Source organism: Enterobacter cloacae complex sp. CARB60, from assembly GCF_036487345.1.
Classification (GTDB): Bacteria; Pseudomonadota; Gammaproteobacteria; order Enterobacterales; family Enterobacteriaceae; genus Enterobacter; species Enterobacter asburiae_D.
Genome location: NZ_JAZKLC010000002.1, coordinates 2,397,847 through 2,416,049 on the forward strand (window position 1 = coordinate 2,397,847; position 18,203 = coordinate 2,416,049).

General features: G+C 62.7%; 1 protein-coding gene. It reads right to left on the reverse strand.

Features of this window, described 5'->3' with window-relative positions:
- Positions 1-173: 173 nt before the first annotated feature.
- Positions 174-18,179, reverse strand: a complete 18,006-nt coding sequence (locus tag V4835_RS12430; RefSeq protein WP_331412343.1) for an Ig-like domain-containing protein — start codon at positions 18,177-18,179, stop codon at positions 174-176.
- Positions 18,180-18,203: the final 24 nt, after the last annotated feature.

Sequence of the window (18,203 nt, forward strand, 5' to 3'; positions counted from 1 at the left end):
GCTACGTCCTGTCCAGGGCGATAATTTCGCACTGAAATGATACCTTTACGGGATGATTAAAAATCGAACGCCTTCTAAACGAGCCCGCAAAATAATCTTGTGAAATATAGGGTTATGACTATTCGTGTAAAGAAACGCAAAAGGCCGCGAGGATTGCTCCCCGCGGCGTTGTTTTACGCAATTAACAGCTGATGGTTCGCCAGCAGCGTCGCCAGATCCGTCTGCACGCCGTTCAGCGTTACCAGAGTGGTTGGCGAGAACTGACCGCCCGTACCGTCCAGATCAACCTGGATCTCGGTATTGCTGCCGTTCTGCACCACGCGGATGTAATCGCTGATATTGCCCGCGCTGCTGTCCAGCGTGGCCACGCCGTTCACGTAGCTCGCCGAGCCCGTGCCGGTATAGCCGCTGTCGGAGAGCAGATCGCGCAGGTCAATACGATCCGTGTCCGCGGTCCCTTCCCAGGTGCCGACCGTAAAGCCGTTCACCACGTCGTGACCGTTACCGCCCGTTGCGTCAGACGCGTTGATCAGCTTGTAGAGCAACGTATCGTGACCGCCGCTGCCGATGTTGAAGGTGTCGTTCCCGCCGCGGCCTTCGAACTGGTTATCACCGCTGTTGCCGGTAATGACGTCGTCGAAGTCCGAGCCGTTGATCCCCTCAATGTTGAGCAGTCGTGACGTACCGAACCCGGTGTTCTGCGCGGTAGAGAGGCGCAGGTCAACGGTCACGCCGGAGGTCGCATTGCGGTAATCCACCACGTCCATCCCACCGGTGTTGCTCCAGGTGTCGTAGTCGGAATGGGTATTCCAGCCGCCGGAACCGTTGTAGGTATAGGTGCCATCCTCAGCGATAAAGGTGTCGTTATACCCGGTCCCGGTGATCGTCCCGCTGTGGCCGCCGGTGGCTGCTTCGGCGGTGAGGACATAGCCCTCTTTGCCGTTGCCCGCTTCCAGACCGCTCCAGGTGACGTTATCCGACACGCCGTTGGTGATTTTCAGGATCTCGGCCGAATAGGTTTCATTCGGATCCAGTCCGTAGAAGCTCACCAGCGCAGAGGTATCGTTCGAACCGATACCGGACTGGGCGTTGATGATCTGCGAGGCCACCAGCACGCCCGCGGCGTTGTACAGATTGACCGTGTTGCCGTAGTAGGCGTTGATGCCCTCGCTGTCGACAATGTGCAGGTGCATCGCGGTGCCGTCAGCAATGGTTTTGCTGTTTTGCACCAGCACCACCTTGCCGTTCTGCTGAGAGACCAGCAGATCCTGCGCGCCGTCCCAGTTGTAGTCCACTGCCGCCACGCCGGTGACGTTCGCCAGGCCCGAAGCCAGCTGGCTTGAGGTCCAGGTGGAGCCGTAACCGTTGTTGGTGAACAGGGTCGCCGTCTGCGCGCCGCCGTAGGTGCTGAGCTTGATGATGTCCATCTGCCCGTCGCCGTTCCAGTCCACCGCCACTGACAGATAGCCCGCCGTGGCGTTAGAGGCTTCCACCGCGCTCTTGGTGGCAGAGAGCTTCCCGGTACCGTCGTTGTAGTAAATCACCCCGCCGTTGTTGTTGTAGCTGCTGCCCAGGTACAGATCCATGTAGCCATCGCCGTTGAAGTCCGCCCACGTCATGGACGCCGCCGTGGTGGTATTCGAGGCGTTTGCCACAAACACGTTGGTCAGGTTCTGACCGATAGAGAGCGTGCCGTTACCGTTGTTGTTGATCACGGTTAACGAGTACGCGCCGCTGCGGTTGGTGTGCTGGACAATATCTACCGTACCGTCGTTGTTCAGGTCGACGCCGGAGATTTCGCGTCCGGAATCGAACTGACCGTAGAAACCGCCTTCGCCACCGGTGCCGTCCGGCGAGAGAACGCCGTTGTTGTTCACCAGGTAGGTCAGTGAGTCCATGCCGGCATCGCCGTAGGCCAGATCCAGATAGCCATCGCCGGTTTTATCGTAGGCAATCACGCCGCCGTACCAGATGGTGGTCCCCATCGCCAGCTGGCTGGCGTTATAGGTGCTGCCATCATAGGTCCACATCACCTGCGTAGAGCCCGAGTAGGTGGTTTCCGTCGCGAAAATATCCTGCGTGCCGTTACGGTCAAAGTCGGCGGCGGTCTGGCTCACCACGTAGTAGCTGCGGGTGTTGGTCAGCGTATTTCCGGCATAGGTCGAGCTATCGCTGCTGGAGTAAGACTGGCCGTTAGCAATGATATTCCACAGACCGCTGCTGTTCATGCCGAGGGTCATGGTGGAGTTGTTGCTGTTACCCGCCGTGGTTGCCCAGTCGGTATTCACCGAGGTGGTATCAATCACCAGGCTGCCGGTCGCCGTACCGGTGGTATTGCCGTTACCCGCGCTGCTCTTCACCTGCGCCGTCACGCCGTAGCTCGACACGCTCAGCGCATCGCCGTCCGGGATCTGCAGATACCAGGTGTTGTGATCCGGATCGACCACCACCGCACCGCCCGTCTGGGAGGTATAGGTTTTCCCGTTCACCGTTACCACCAGGTATTCACCGTTCACCAGATCGGCGGAGACGGTACCGCTGACGATCGGCGTGGTGTCCGACGTGGTCTGCGCGGTAATCGCCGCCGTGGTGGTCGGGATGCTGGTATCAACGTTCAGTACAAAGCCGTCCGACTCCGTGTAGTTACCGGCCTTATCGGTGACGCGCACAATGTAGGTGTGATTGCCGTCGCTGAGGCCGTTGTCCTGGAAGGACCAGCTTGCGCTGCCGTTCATGGTCACCTGGCCGAGCAGGACCCCGTCACGATAGAGCTGCACAATTTCACCGTCGTCCGGGGCGCGGTTAAGCGTACCGTTGATCAGCGGCGAGTTATCGTCCGTTGCCACCGCACTGCCAAAGGTCCCCTGACGCTCGCCTTCGCCGTCGGTATAGCTCACTACCGTGCCCACCGTGGTTGGCGGCGTGGTGTCCACCGTCACCACCTGAGAAGCGGTGGAGCCGACGTTGCCTGCTTGGTCGATAATCCGCACCTGGTAGGTGTAATCCCCGTCAGGCAGATCGCGGGTATCGGTGTAGCTCCAGCGCTGGTTGGTGACCGTGGTATCGAGCCAGGTATTTCCGCCGTCCAGGCTTATCTGTACGCGCTCGTCGCTTGCCAGCGCGCTGCCCAGCGAACCGTTGATGGTCAGCGTGGTGTCCATGGTGATGAAATCACTGCCGGACTGGCCGGTATCTTCGCTGATGCTGTCGATGGTGACGCCGTACTGCGGCGCGTGGGTATCCACCGTCACCGCCTGCGAGGTGGTGGCCCCGACGTTCCCCGCCTGGTCAACGACCCGCACCTGGTAGTTATGGCTGCCGTCGGTCAGGGTACGGGTGTCGCTGTAGCTCCACTGCGTACCGCTGACGGTGGCGTATACCCAGGTGCTGCCGCCGTCCATGCTCACCTGCACGAATTCACCCGCGCCGAGTTCTGCGCCGAGCGTGCCGTGCAGCGTGTACGAGGTCGAACTGGTCAGGAAGTCGTTATTGTCAAAGCCGGTATCCACGGTGATGTTATCCACGGTCACCGTAATCGCCGCGTCCGGGGCGACCGTATCGACGGTCACCTGCTGATGGGCGCTGGCGCCCACGTTACCGGCGGCATCCACCACGCGAACGTAGTAGTCATAGGTCTGGTTACCCAGCGTGCGGCCGTCCACGTAGTACCAGCTGTTGCCGGTGACAATCACGTTCTGCCAGGTGACGCCGCCGTCGATGCTGATCTGGGCATACTCGCCGTCGGCCAGCGTCGCGCCGAGCGAGCCGTGCAGCGTCAGGGACGTATCGTTGGTGATAAAGTCGCTGCTGCTCAGGCCGGTATCGTCGCTGATGCTGTCGATGGCGATGGTTTTGCTCGCGTCCGGTGCAACCGTATCAATGGTCACCACCTGGCTGGCGGTGGCGCTGATATTGCCCGCGTCGTCAATCACGCGCAGCTGGTAGTTGTAATCCCCGTCGGCCAGCGTGCGACCATCAACGTACGTCCAGCTCAGGCCGCTGACGCTGACGTCGATCCAGGTGACGCCGCCGTCGAGGCTGATCTGCGCGTGGTCGCCGCTGCCCAGCGCCGCGCCGAGCGTCCCTTTCAGGCTGATCTGGTTATCGCTGGTGATAAAGTCGCTGCCGGACAGGCCGGTATCCTGGGTGATGGAATCGACCGTAATCGTCGTTGCCACAGGCATGGTCAGGTCAATCACCACGTCCTGGCTGTCCGTCGCCCCCACGTTGCCCGCGTTATCGATCACGCGCACCTGGTACTGATACGTACCGTCCGTCAGGGTGCGGCCATCGGTGTAGCGCCATGTGGTGCCGGTCACGGTCAGGTCAATCCAGGTGTTACCGCCGTCGAGGCTGATCTGCGCCTTCTCGTTATTGCCGAGCTGCGCGGTCAGCGAGCCGTTGACCACAACCTGAGCGTCGTTGGTGATGAAATCACTCGCGCTCAGGCCGGTGTCATTTTGCAGCGAATCAATGCTAATCCCCATCGACGGCGCGGTAAGATCCACGGTGACGCTGTGGTTATCGCTGCCGCTGTTGCCGATGGTGTTGCTGACCTGCGCGTTAATCACGTACGAACCGCCGTCCGCCAGCGCGGTCACGTCTGCGCTGCCCACCGTGTAGCTCCAGGTACCGTCATTCTGAACGGTCGCCGTGTAGGTTTTACCGTTCAGCGTAATGGTCACCGTCTGGCCCGCCGGGGCGTCGGTGGTGCCGCTGACAGTCAGCGGCGTGCCGTGCTCGGCGGCATTGACGATATCGTCCTGCGCAAAGGTGTTAATGGTGATGGTTGGAACATCGCCGTTCAGCATCACGTCGTGCGTTGCGCTGCCCGGGTTGCCCGCCCTGTCGTTCACCGAAGCGGTGATGGTGTAATCCCCGTCGCTCAGGCCGAGGAAATCCCGGCCCGGCACGAAGACCGACCACGATCCGTCCGCCCCGACGGTCGCCTGATAGCTGTGCCCGTTGAAGGAGACGGTCACCGTCTGGCCCTGTTCCGCCGTAGTGGTGCCGCTGATGGTCTGGCCCGCCAGCTGCTCCGCGTTGTTGACGATATCGTCATCGGCCACGGTGCTGATGGTCACGGTTGGCGCAACGGTATCGACCGTTAAGGTGTGCGTGGTCTGGCCGTTATTACCCGCTTTGTCGTTCACCGAGGCGGTCACCGTCAGCGCACCCTGGCTCAGCGCAGCCAGATCGACTGCCGGAACATCCAGCGTCCACGTCCCGTCGTTCGCGACGGTAGCGGTGTAGGTTTTTCCGCCCAGCGTCACGGTCACGGTCTGACCCGCTTCCGCGCTGGAAGATCCGTGCACGGTCAGCGGCTGCTGCGCTTCTGCCGCGTTCAGCATGTCGTCAACCGACAGCGTCGCAATGCTCACGACCGGTGCAGTGGTATCCACGCTGATGCCGTGCGTTGCCGACGCGCTGTTGCCCGCGCTGTCCTGCGCCGACACGGACACCTGATAGCTCGCGCCATCGGCCAGGGCGCCCACGTCTGTGGCCGGTACGGTGGTCGTCCAGCTGCCGTCGCTCTGGATGGTGGCCGTATAGGTCTTGCCGTTCAGCGTTACGGTAACCTGAGTCCCGCTGGCGAACTGGGCGCTGGAGCCGTTAATCACCAGGGACGAACCGGCTTCCGCCGCGTTGATGACGTCGTCACCGCTAATGGTGTTCACCGTCAGCGCCACGGAGGCGGTGTTCACCACCACATCGTGGGTCTGGGTGCTGCTGTTGCCCGCGCTGTCGGTAATCGTCGCGCTGAGGGTCACGGTGCCGTCGGTCAGCGCGGAAATCACGCTGGCCGGGACGCCCACGCTCCAGTTCCCGCTGGCGTCAACGGTGGTGGTGTACTGGTTCGAACCGATGGTGATGACCAGCTTATCGCCGACGCTCGCGCCGGTTGCCGTGCCGCTGACAATCTGCGCCTGCCCGTGTTCCACGCTGTTAATGACGTTATCGCCCGCCACGACGTTAAAGCTGACGGTCGGCGGCGTGGTATCAAGCGTAATCGCTTTGCCCGCGCTGCCCGGGTTACCCGCGGCGTCGCTCACGCTGACCTGCACGGTGTAGCCGTTATCCGCCAGAGTGGACAGATCGGTGCCCGGCACGTTCACGCTCCAGATGCCGCCCTGCTGCACCTGCGCGGTATAGCTCTTACCGCCCAGCGTCACGGTGACCGTCTGACCGACTTCCGCCGTGGTGGTGCCGGAAATGGCCACGCCCGCAGCCGCTTCGCTGCCGTTAATCACGTTATCGCCAGCGACCGTATCAATGCTCACGGTTGGCGCGGTCGCATCCACGCTGTACTCACGGCCCGCAGAGGCGCTGTTGCCGTGCGCGTTGGTGACGCTCACCTGCACGCTGGCATCGCCGTCCTTCAGGCCCGCGAGATCGGCGGAAGGCACGGTGGCCGTCCAGTTACCGTCAGCGTCCACCTTCGCGGCATAAGTCTTGCCGCCGAAGGTGATGGTGACGGTCTGGTTTTCCTCCACGTTCGAGGTGCTGCCGGACAGCACCAGATCCGCGCCTTTCTCCGCCGCGTTAATCACGTCGTCGGTGGCAATCGCATCAATGCTGACGGCAACGACAGACAGATCGACGGTGACATCGTGGCTAATGGTCACCGGGTTGCCCGCCGCGCTCTGGCCTGCAACGGTCACGGTGACCGTGCCCGCAGCCAGGGCCCCGACGTCTGCCGCCGGGATCGCCGCGCTCCAGGTGCCGTCTGCCAGCACGGAGGCCGCATAGGTTTTGCCATTGACGGTCACGGTGAGCGTGGTGCCTGCCGCCAGCCCGTCGCTGGAGCCGGTAACGATCAGGTTTTGAGTATGTTCGATGCTGTTGATCACATCGTCGCCCGCCACGGTATCAATGCGCAGGCCCGGCAGGCTGGCGTCTATAACGATTTCGCGCTCGCCCGCGCCGGTGTTGCCGTGGCCGTTGGTGACGGTCGCCGACACGGTCAAATCGCCGTTGCCCAGCGCGGTCAGGACGGATTCCGGCACGCTCACGGACCAGGTCAGATCGTTCTGCACCGTTGCGGTGTAGCTGTTGCCGCCAATGGTGACGGTGACGGTATTGCCCGCTTCCGCGTTCGCCACTTTGCCGCTGATGGTCTGGCCTGCGGCCACTTCCGCCGCGTTGATGACGTTGTCGCCCGCCACGGTGTTGATGGTGACGGTCGGCAGCGCGGTGTCCACCAGCAGGTTCGCGGTGTTGCTCACGCTGTTGCCCACGCCGTTGGTCGCGGCGGCGCTCAGGGTGTAGTTAGCTTCGCCCAGGCCCGCCAGATCCGCTGACGGAACCGTCAGGCTCCAGGTGCCGTCCGCCGCCGTCGTGGCCGTGTAGTTTTTACCGTTGAGGGTCACGGTCACCACGGTGCCTTCCGACAGGTTGGCGCTGGTGCCGCTGACGCTCAGATCCTGACCTTTCTCTACCGCGTTCAGCACGTTATCGCCGCTGATGGCGTTGAACGCCACGGACGGCAGGCCGGTATCGACGGTGACGTTATGGCTGCCGGTACCGGTGTTGCCCGCCGCGTCGGTGACTGACGCAGTGACGGTTACGGTGCCGTCGCTGAGGCCGGAAATCACGTTCGCCGGGACGCCCACGCTCCAGTTACCCGCCGCGTCCAGCACGGTGGTCCAGGTCTGGCCGCCGATGGTCACGGTCACCTTATCGCCCGCGGCCGCGCCGGTGGCGGTGCCGCTGATGATGTGCGCCTGGCTGTGTTCTGCGAGGTTAATGACATCATCGCCTGCAATGGTGTTGATGGTCACCGCAGGAACAGTCACGTCCACCGTAAGAGTGTGATCGGCCGACGCCGGGTTGCCCGCCTTGTCGCTGACGCTCGCCGTCACGGTCACGCTGCCGTCGCCGAGCGCAGCCAGATCCGCCGCCGGAACGTTCAGCGTCCAGCTGCCGTCCGCGCCTGCGGTAGTGGTGTAGTCTATGCCGTTCAGCGTCACGGTCACGGTCTGGCCCGCTTCGGCGGTGGTGGTGCCGGACACGGTCAGATCGGCCTGAACTTCTGCAGCATTCAGAATATCGTCAGTCGCCAGGGTATTAATGGTCACGGACGGCGCGGTCGCATCCACGCTGTACTCGCGGCCCGCCGAGGCGCTGTTGCCGTTCACGTTGCTGACGCTCACCTGCACGCTGGCGTCACCGTCCTTGAGGTGTGCCAGATCCGCAGACGGTACGGTGTAGGTCCAGTTACCGCTGTCGTCCACGGTGGTGGTGTAGATCTTGCCGTTCAGGCTGATGGTCACGGTCTGCCCGGCTTCTACGTTGGTGGTCGCACCGGACAGCACCAGATCCGCGCCCTTCTCCGCCGCGTTAATCACGTCGTCTGTGGCGATGGAATTGATGCTGATGGCAACGGTCGCCAGATCCACCGTCACGTCGTGGCTGATGGTAATCGGGTTGCCCGCTGAACTGTCGCCGGTCACGCTGATTTTGACGGTGCCTTCCGGCCATGCGCTCACGTCGGTGGACGGGATCGCCGCGCTCCAGGTGCCGTCCGCCAGCACCGTCGCCGCATAGTCTTTACCGTTGACGGTGACGGTCAGCGCCGTGCCCGGTGCCAGCCCGTCGCTGGAGCCGGTGACGATCAGGTTCTGCGCGTGCTCGATGCTGTTGATCACATCGTCGCCCGCCACGGTATCCACGCGCAGTCCCGGCAGGTTAGCGTCGATAGCAATTTCGCGCTCGCCGGTGCCGGTATTGCCGTGGCCGTTGGTGACGGTCGCCGTCACGCTCAGGCTGCCGTTGCCCAGCGCGGTCAGCACGTCAGACGGTACGTTGACGGACCAGGTCAGATCGTTCTGCACCGTTGCGGTGTAGCTGTTGCCGCCAATGGTGACGGTAACGGTATTGCCCGCTTCGGCATTCGCCACGGTACCGCTCAGGGTCTGGCCTGCCGCCACTTCCGCCGCGTTGATGACGTTATCGCCCGCCACGGTATTGATGGTGACGGTCGGCAGCGCGGTGTCCACCAGCAGGTTCGCGGTGTTGCTCACGCTGTTGCCCACGCCGTTGGTGGCGGTCGCGTTCAGGGTGTAATTGGCCTGGCCGAGGCCGGCCAGATCCGCTGCCGGAACCGTCAGGCTCCAGGTGCCGTCTGCCGCCGTCGTGGCCGTGTAGTTTTTGCCGTTGAGGGTCACGGTCACCACGGTGCCTTCCGCGAGGTTAGCGCTGGTGCCGCTGACGCTCAGATCCTGACCTTTCTCCACCGCGTTCAGCACGTTGTCATCGCTGATGGCGTTGAAGGCCACCGATGGCAGACCGGTATCGACGGTCACGTTATGCGTGCCGCTGCCGGTGTTGCCCGCCGCGTCGGTGACTGACGCAGTGACGGTCACGGTGCCGTCGCTGAGGCCGGAAATCACGTTCGCCGGGACGCCCACGCTCCAGTTCCCCGCGGCGTCCAGCACGGTGGTGTAAGTTTGGCCGCCAATCGTGACGGTGACCTTATCGCCCGCTGCCGCGCCGGTGGCGGTGCCGCTGATGATGTGCGCCTGGCCGTGTTCTGCGATGTTAATGACGTCGTCGCCCGCCACGGTATTGATGGTTACCGCAGGCGCGGTGATATCTACCGCCAGGTTGTGATCCACGGACGCCGGGTTACCCGCTTTATCGCTGACCGATGCGGTGACGGTCACGCTGCCGTCGGTTAATCCAGCCAGATCCGCCGCCGGGACGTTCAGCGTCCAGCTGCCGTCCGCGCTGACGGTTGTGGTGTAGTCTTTGCCGTTCAGCGATACGGTGACCGTCTGGCCCGCTTCGGCGGTGCTGGTGCCGGATACGGTCAGATCGGCCTGAACTTCGGCGGCATTCAGAATGTCGTCGTTCGCCAGGGTGTTGATGGTCACGGACGGCGCGGTTGCATCCACGCTGTACTCGCGGCCCGCCGAGGCGCTGTTGCCGTTCACGTTGGTGACGCTCACCTGCACGCTGGCGTCGCCGTCTTTCAGACCCGCCAGATCGGCCGCTGGCACCGTGGAGGTCCATTTACCGTCGGCGTCCACCGTCGCGGTATAGCTCTTGCCGCCGAAAGTGATGGTGACGGTCTGGTTTTCCTCAACGTTCGAGGTAGTGCCGGAGAGCACCAGATCCGCGCCCTTCTCGGCCGCGTTAATCACGTCATCGGTGGCGATGGCGTCAATGCTGATGGCAACGCTCGCCAGATCCACCGTCACATCGTGGCTGATGGAGACCGGGTTACCGGCGCTGCTCTGGCCCGCAACGGTCACGGAAACCGTGCCTGCGGCCAGCGCACCCACGTCCGCCGCCGGGATCGCGGCGCTCCAGGTGCCGTCCGCCAGCACGGTCGCCGGATAGGTTTTGCCGTTTACGGTCACGGTCAGCGCCGCGCCCGCCGCCAGCCCGTCGCTGGTGCCGGTGATAATCAGGTTTTGAGTATGTTCGATGCTGTTGATCACGTCGTCACCCGCCACGGTATCCACGCGCAGGCCCGGCAGGTTAGCGTCTATAACGATTTCGCGCTCGCCCGTTCCGCTATTGCCCACGCCGTTCGTGACGCTGGCCGACACGGTCAAATCGCCGTTGCCCAGCGCGGTCAGCACGGATTCCGGCACGTTAACGGACCAGGTGAGATCGCCCTGCACCGTTGCGGTGTAGCTGTTACCGCCAATGGTCACGGTCACGGTGTTGCCCGCTTCGGCATTCACCACCTTACCGCTGATGGTCTGGCCGGCTGCCAGCTCCGCCGCGTTAATGACGTCGTCACCTGCAATGGTGTTGATAATCACGCCCGGCAGAACGGATTCCACGTTCACGGTGTGCGACGTGCTGGTATTGTTGCCGACGCTGTCCGTTGCCGATGCGGTAACGGTATACAACGCTTCGCCCAGTTGGCTCACCCGATCCGCCGGAACGGTAGTCGTCCATTTCCCGTTGCTATCGACCGTCGCGCTGTACGCTTTGCCGTTCAGCATCACGGTCACCACTGCACCTGTCGCCAGGCCGGAAGCCGTACCGGAGATCGTCAGATCCTGGGTTTTCTCGGCGTTGTTGATCACGTCGTCACCGGATACGGTGTCAATGGTCAGCACCGGCGCGGTCAGGTTCACCTCCACGCCGTGCGTGGCGCTGTTGCTGTTGCCCGCTTTATCGGTCAGCGCTGCGGTAATGGTGTAATCCCCCGCGGCCAGCGCGGTGACGTCCGCCGCAGGCACGCCCACGCTCCAGTTGCCGGAGGCATCCAGGGTGGCGATATACGATTTTCCGTTGAGGGTGACGGTAACCACGTCGCCCGCCGCCGCGCCGGTCACGGAACCCGTGACAATCAATGCCTGCGCATGCTCGGCGCTGTTGATCACGTCGTCGTCGGAAACGGTGTGGATGGTCAGCTGCGGGACGGTGGTATCGACCAGCACGTCGCGATCCGCAGAGGCCGGGTTGCCCGCCTTATCAGACACGGCGGCGCTGATGGTGTAGTCGCCGTCGGTAATACCGCTCAGATCAGCGGACGGCACGGTCACGCTCCAGCTGCCGTTTGCCTGCACGGTGGTGGTGTAGTCCACGCCGTTCAGCGTCACGGTGACGGTCTGGCCCGCTTCGGCGTTGGTCACGCCGTTAACGACCAGATCCTGCTGCGCTTCGGCCGCATTGATGATGTTGTTGTCGCTGACGATCTCGATAGACACCGTCGGCGCGGTGGCGTCCACGCTGTACTCGCGGCCTGCCGACGCGCTGTTGCCGTTCACGTTGGTGACGCTCACCTGCACGCTGGCATCGCCGTCCTTCAGGCTGCCCAAATCAGCGGACGGTACGGTCGCCGTCCAGTTGCCGTCGGCATCCACCGTCGCGGTGTACGACCTGCCGCCGAAGGTGATGGTAACGGTCTGGTTTTCTTCCACGTTGGTGGTCGAGCCGGACAGCACCAGATCCGCGCCTTTCTCCGCCGCGTTGATCACGTCGTCCGACGCAATCGGGTCAATGCTGATGGCGACTGCCGCCAGATCCACCTTCACGTCATGGCTGATGGAAACCGGATTGCCCGCCGCGCTCTGGCCTTCCACGGTCACGGTGACCGTGCCCGCATTCAGCGCGCTGACGTCTGCTGCCGGAATGGCCGCCGTCCAGGTTCCGTCCGCCAGCACGGTTGCGGCGTAGGTTTTACCGTTGACGGTCACCGTTAACGCCGCGCCCGTTGCCAGGCCTTCGCTGGAGCCGGTAATAATCAGGTTCTGAGCGTGCTCAATGCTGTTGATCACATCGTCGCCCGCCACGGTATCGACGCGCAGGCCCGGCAGGTTGGCATCAATGGTGATGTCGCGCTCGCCGGAGCCGGTGTTGCCGTGGCCGTTGGTGACGCTGGCTGATACCGTCAGATCGCCGTTACCGATGGCGGTTAAGACCGTGGACGGCACGTTGACCGACCAGCTCAGATCGTCCTGAACCGTCGCGGTATAGGTATTGCCGCCGACTGAAATGGTGACAGTGTCACCGCTCGCCGCGCCGCTCACTTTGCCGCTCAGGGTCTGCCCGGCGGCCACTTCCGCTGCGTTGATGACATCGTCCGTGGCGACAGGGTTGATGGTGACCTGCGGCAGCGCGCTGTCGACCAGCACGCTGTGGCCGGTGCTCGCGCTGTTGCCTGCGGCGTCGGTTACGCTCGCCGTCACCTCGTAGCTTGCTTCGCCCAGCGCAGAGACGTTTGCCGCCGGAACGGTGATGCTCCAGCTGCCGCTGGCGTCGGTGGTGGCCGTATAGCCGATCCCGTTCAGGGTCACCGTAATGGTGGTTCCTTCCGGCTGGTTGCTGGTGCCGGACACCAGCAGATCCTGGCCTTTCTCGGTCGCGTTGATCACGTCGTCAACCGCCAGGGTATTGATGGCAACCACCGGCGCGGTCAGGGAGACGTCAAACTCGTGCGTCGCGGTGGTGCTGTTACCGGCTTTATCGGTGAGGGTCGCAGAGATCGTCTGCTCGCCGTTAACCAGCGCGCCCACGTCCGTCGCCGGAATGCCCACGCTCCAGCTGCCGGACGCGTCCAGCATGGCGGTGTAGTCTTTCCCGTTCAGGGTCACGGTAATCACGTCGCCCGCCTGCGCGCCCGTGACCTTACCGGAGACGATCAGCGCCTGGCCGTGCTCGGCAATATTGATGATGTCGTCGCCCGCAACGATGTTGAACGAAATCTGCGGTACGGTGGTGTCGACCAGCACGGATGAACCCGCGCTGGCCGGGTTGCCTGCCTTATCGGACACGGTCGCCGTGACCGCCGCGCTGCCGTCGGTGATGCCTGCCATATCCGCCGCCGGAACGTCGAGCGTCCAGCTGCCGTCCACCTGCACCTGCGCGGTGTACTGATTGCCGTTGAAGGTCACGGTGACCGTCTGGCCCGCTTCGGCAGTAGACGTGCCGCTGAGGGTCAGGTCCTGCGCCGCCTCCGCCGCGTTCAGCATATTGTCATGGCTGATGGTATTGATGGTCACCGTCGGCGCGGTGGTATCGACGCTGAATTCCTGCGCAGAAGACGCCGCGTTGCCGTTCACGTTGCTGACGTTTACCTGCACGCTGGCGTCGCCGTCTTTCAGGCCGTTCAGATCGGCTGCCGGAACGGTGTAGGTCCAGTCACCGTTGGCATCCACCGTCGTGGTGTAGGTTTTACCCGCGAAGGTGATGGTCACGGTCTGACCCGCTTCAACGTTGGAGGTGGTGCCGGAAAGCACCAGATCCTGGCCTTTTTCCGCCGCGTTGAGCACGTTATCGTCGGTCACGCTGCTGATGGTGATGGCGACAGGCGCGAGATCGACGTCCACGACGGTGCCGATGGTCACCGGGTTGCCGGAGGCATCCTGCGCGCTGGCGCTGATGGTGAGCGAACCGTCCGCCCACTGGGACACATCGGCCGCCGGTACCGCCGCATGCCAGGTACCGTCCGCCAGTACCGTTGCCGAATAATCTTTACCGTTAATCGTCACGGTCACGGTGCTGCCCGCCGCCAGATCGGTGCTGGTGCCGGACACAATCAGGTTCTGAGCGTGTTCGATGACGTTGATGACGTCGTCACCTGCGACGGTATCAATGCGCAGTCCCGGAAGCTGTGCGTCGATGCTGAAGTCGAGAGAAGAAGAGCCGGTATTGCCGTGCGCGTTAGTCACGCTCGCGGATACGGTGAGGTCGCCGTTGCCGAGCGCGGTAAGCTGGCTTTCGCTTAACGGCAGGCTCCAGGTGAGATCGTCCTGCACGGTAGCCGTGTATGTCTGGCCGCCAAGAATAATGGTGACAGTGTCACCTGGCGCCGCGTTCGTCACTTTACCGGTCAGGGTTTGCCCTGCCGCCACTTCCGCTGCGTTAACGATATTGTCGCCCGCCAGCGTGCCGATCGTCACCACCGGCAGCGAGCTGTCCACCAGCACGTCGTGTGAGCTTGAGGCGCTGTTGCCTACGCTATCCGTAACGCTCGCCGTCACGGTGTAATGGGCTTCTCCCAGCGCGCTTACGGCCGAGGCCGGTACGGTCACGCTCCAGTTACCGCTCGCATCAGCGGTGGCCGTGTAGTGAATGCCGTTCAGGGTTACCGTAATGGCCGTGCCTTCCGGCTGGTTGCTGGTGCCGGAGAGCAGCAGATCTTCGCCCTTTTCGGTCGCGTTAATCACGTCGTCCGCCGCCAGCGTGTTGATACCGATAACAGGCGTCACGGTATTCACCACCACATCCAGTGAACTGCTTCCGGTATTGCCGGATCGGTCGGTCACGGAGACGTCGATGGTCCAGGTACCGTCCGCCAGACCCTGCACGACGGACGCCGGCAGGCCAAGGCTCCAGTTCCCCGCCGCATCCACCACGGTGGTGTAATCGACGCTGTTAATGGTGACGGTCACCCGATCGCCCGCTGCCGCACCGGTGACGGAGCCGCTCAGGATCTGCGCCTGTGAATGGGCGAGCTGGTTAACGGTGTTGGTGTCGGTAACAAAGTCGTTAATGGTCACCTGCGGTACGGTCGCATCCACCAGACCCACGCGGTCCGCGCTGCTGGCGTTGCCCGCCACGTCGCTCACGGTTGCCGTCACGGTCACGATGCCATCCGTCAGGGCTCCCACGTCTGCCGCCGGGACGCTCAGCTGCCAGGTCCCGTCCGTCTGAACCGTGGTCTGATACGTTTTGCCGTTCAGCGTGACGGTGACCGTCTGGCCGGGTTCCGCCGTGCTGCTGCCGCTTAACAGTAAATCCTGCTGCGCTTCAGCCGCATTAATGATGTTGTCGTCGGTCAGGTTATCGAGCGTAATCGCCGGCGGCTGCGTATCCACCGTGACCACGCGCGACGCGTCGGCGCTGTTGCCGCTGACGTTAGTGACGCTGACGCTCACCTGCGCACGCCCGTCGATCAGGGTTTCCATGGCGCCGGCGGGTACGGTCAGGCTCCAGGAGCCATCCTGCTGCACCTGCGCGGTAAAGGTCTGGTCAGCGAATTTCACCACCACGGTCTGCCCCGCTTCCACGCCCTGCGTCTGGCCGGAAAGGGTTAAATCACCGCCTTTTTCTGCCGCATTCAGCAGGTCGTCGCCGGAGACGGTATCAATGGTGACCGCCACGGCGTTCAGATCGAGTTCAATCGGGTGTTCAGCCGCAACGGTATTGCCCCAGGCATCTTCAGCGCTGACGCTAACCGTCATGCCGCCCGCCGTCCAGGCCTGCAGGTCCGCCGCCGGAACGCCGATCTGCCAGTTACCGCTGGCGTTAACCGCAGTGACGTACTCAACGTTGTTGATGGTGACGATAATCTGCGTGCCCGCGGCCAGATGGCTGCTGGAGCCGGTGACGCTCAAATCCTGCTGCTGTTCGATCGCGTTGATTACGTCATCGCCGGAGATGGTATTCACGCGCAGACCCGGCAGTTCCGCGTTGATATTGATATCACGCTCGCCGGTGCCGGTATTGCCATGCGCGTTGGTGACGGAGGCGCTGAAGGTTAAATCGCCGTCGCCGAACGCCTGAAGATCCGCTGACGGGATTTTCACGCTCCAGGTCAGGTCGCTGCCAACCGTTGCGGTGTAGCTCTTGCCGCCGACGGTGACAGAAACGGTATCGCCCGCCGCCGCGCCGGTAACGCGACCGCTGAGGGTTTGATCGACGCCCGCTTCGGCGTTATTAACCAGGTTGTCGCCCGCAAACGTATTGATAATGACCTGCGGAAGGACGGTATCCACCAGCAGATTCGCCCCGGCAGAACCGCTGTTACCCGCGCTGTCGGTGCCGCTGACGCTGACGGTATAAAGCGTGTTCGCCAGATTCAGGACGTCTGAAACCGGCACCTGGACCGCCCAGATACCGTTTTCGACGGTGGCCTGATAGTTGACGTTGTTCAGCGTCACGGTGACGGTGGTGCCGTCCGGCAGGTTGCTGGTGCCGCTCAGGCTCAGGGGCTGCATGGCCTCCTGGGCATTCAGGACGTTATCCTGGCTGATGGCGTCAATCGTGAATTCCGGCGGGTGTCCGCTCAGCGTCACGCCGTGCGTCGCGCTGCCGGTATTGCCTGCCGCATCGGTAACGGAGACAGAAATCGTGTGGCTGCCCTCACCGAGCGCGCCTAGCACGGACGCCGGAACGCCCACGCTCCAGCTGCCGTCCGCCAGCACCACGCCGGTGAAGGTCTGGCCGCCAAGGGTCACGGTGACCACGTCGCCCGCGGCGGCACCGCTCGCCTGCCCGGAAATGATCTGCGCCTGGCCCTGCTCGCTGGTATTCAGAATATCGTCACCCGCGACGGTGTTGATCGTCACAACGGGTGCTGCGGTATCGACTGTAAAATCGGCGGTGGTGGTAGAACCGTTACCCGCTTTGTCGCTGACGTTGACCGTCAGGGTGTGCCCGCCGTTAGCCATCGCCTGTACTTCACTGGCGGGAAGCGTGACGGACCAGGTGCCGTCGCTGCCCACGGTCGTGGTGTGGTTTTTGCCGTTCAGCGTAACCGTGACAATCTGGCCCGCTTCCGCATCGGTTTTACCCGTCAGCGTTAACGGCTGATTGTGTTCAGCGGCGTTAATGATGTTGTCCTGCGCGATTGCGTCGACGGACAGAGCGGGTGCTGCGGTATCGACGCCGATCGTCTGGCTTCCGCTGACGGTGTTACCCGCCGCGTCTTTACCGCTAACGTTAACCGTCCAGGTACCGTCGCCCAGCGCCTGCGCGTCTGCGGCAGGCACCTTCACGCTCCACGCGCCGTTTGCCCCCACCTCTGCGGAATAGGTCTTGCCGTTCAGCGTGACGGTGAGCGCCGTTCCCTGCGCCAGGTTTTTACTGGCGCCGGAGAGCGTGAAGCCCGCAGACTGTTCGCTGGCGTTGATCACGTTATCGCCCGCCGTGGTGGCGAGCGTTAAGGTGGCATCAGCCGTCGACACGGTGACGGTAATGCTCCCCGCAGAGGTCGTTTTGCTGCCGTCGATCTGCACGACGGACCAGGTATGTTCCCCGTCGGTCTGGGTCGGGAGTTTTACCGTCCAGGTGCCGTCCTTCGCGACCATGGCGCTGGCAATGGTGCTGCCGCTGCTGTCTTTAATCTGAATGGTTGCACCTGGCTGCCCCGTACCGCTAAAGGTTGGGGTGTTATCATCCGTGACCTCTTTTGCACTCAGCACGCCCTGCTTGTCACCCGCTTTATCCGACAGCAAGAAGGTCGGCGTCGCGCTTTCGACTTCTTTCGTATTATCAATGACTTTTGTTTTAGTATCGCCGTCACCGCCGTTTGCCAGCAGTGCCCCGATAGCACCGCCGCCTAACGCAGCCCCCGCAATCCAGCCCCACGGCGCGTCGCTTAAAACACTCTCCTGCTCAAGGAAAGGTTGAATGCTGCTAATCGGTGTGGCCTGCGCGGTTAACTCGGTCACCGCAGCGCCTGACGCTTCCCCGGCATCGGCAAAAGAAATATGTGTCAGTTCCTGACGGTCGTTGAACACCAGCTCTGACTGATTATGCGTTTCTGGATCTTCGACAAAATAGTTATTGCAGCGAATAACGCTGCCATCTTTCATATAAATGAGGAGATCTTTCCCCTGGCGGACATAACGCGCCACATCCTGAGCAGAACCCTGGATTTCAATCACGCTCGGCGATGAAATAGAGACCGACAGATTTCCTTCGCCGGTTAATTTCGTTTTCTCCGCCGTTTTTCGAATGATGACATCAACAACTTTTACGTTACTCATTTCTTCTCCTTGCAGGTGTACGGA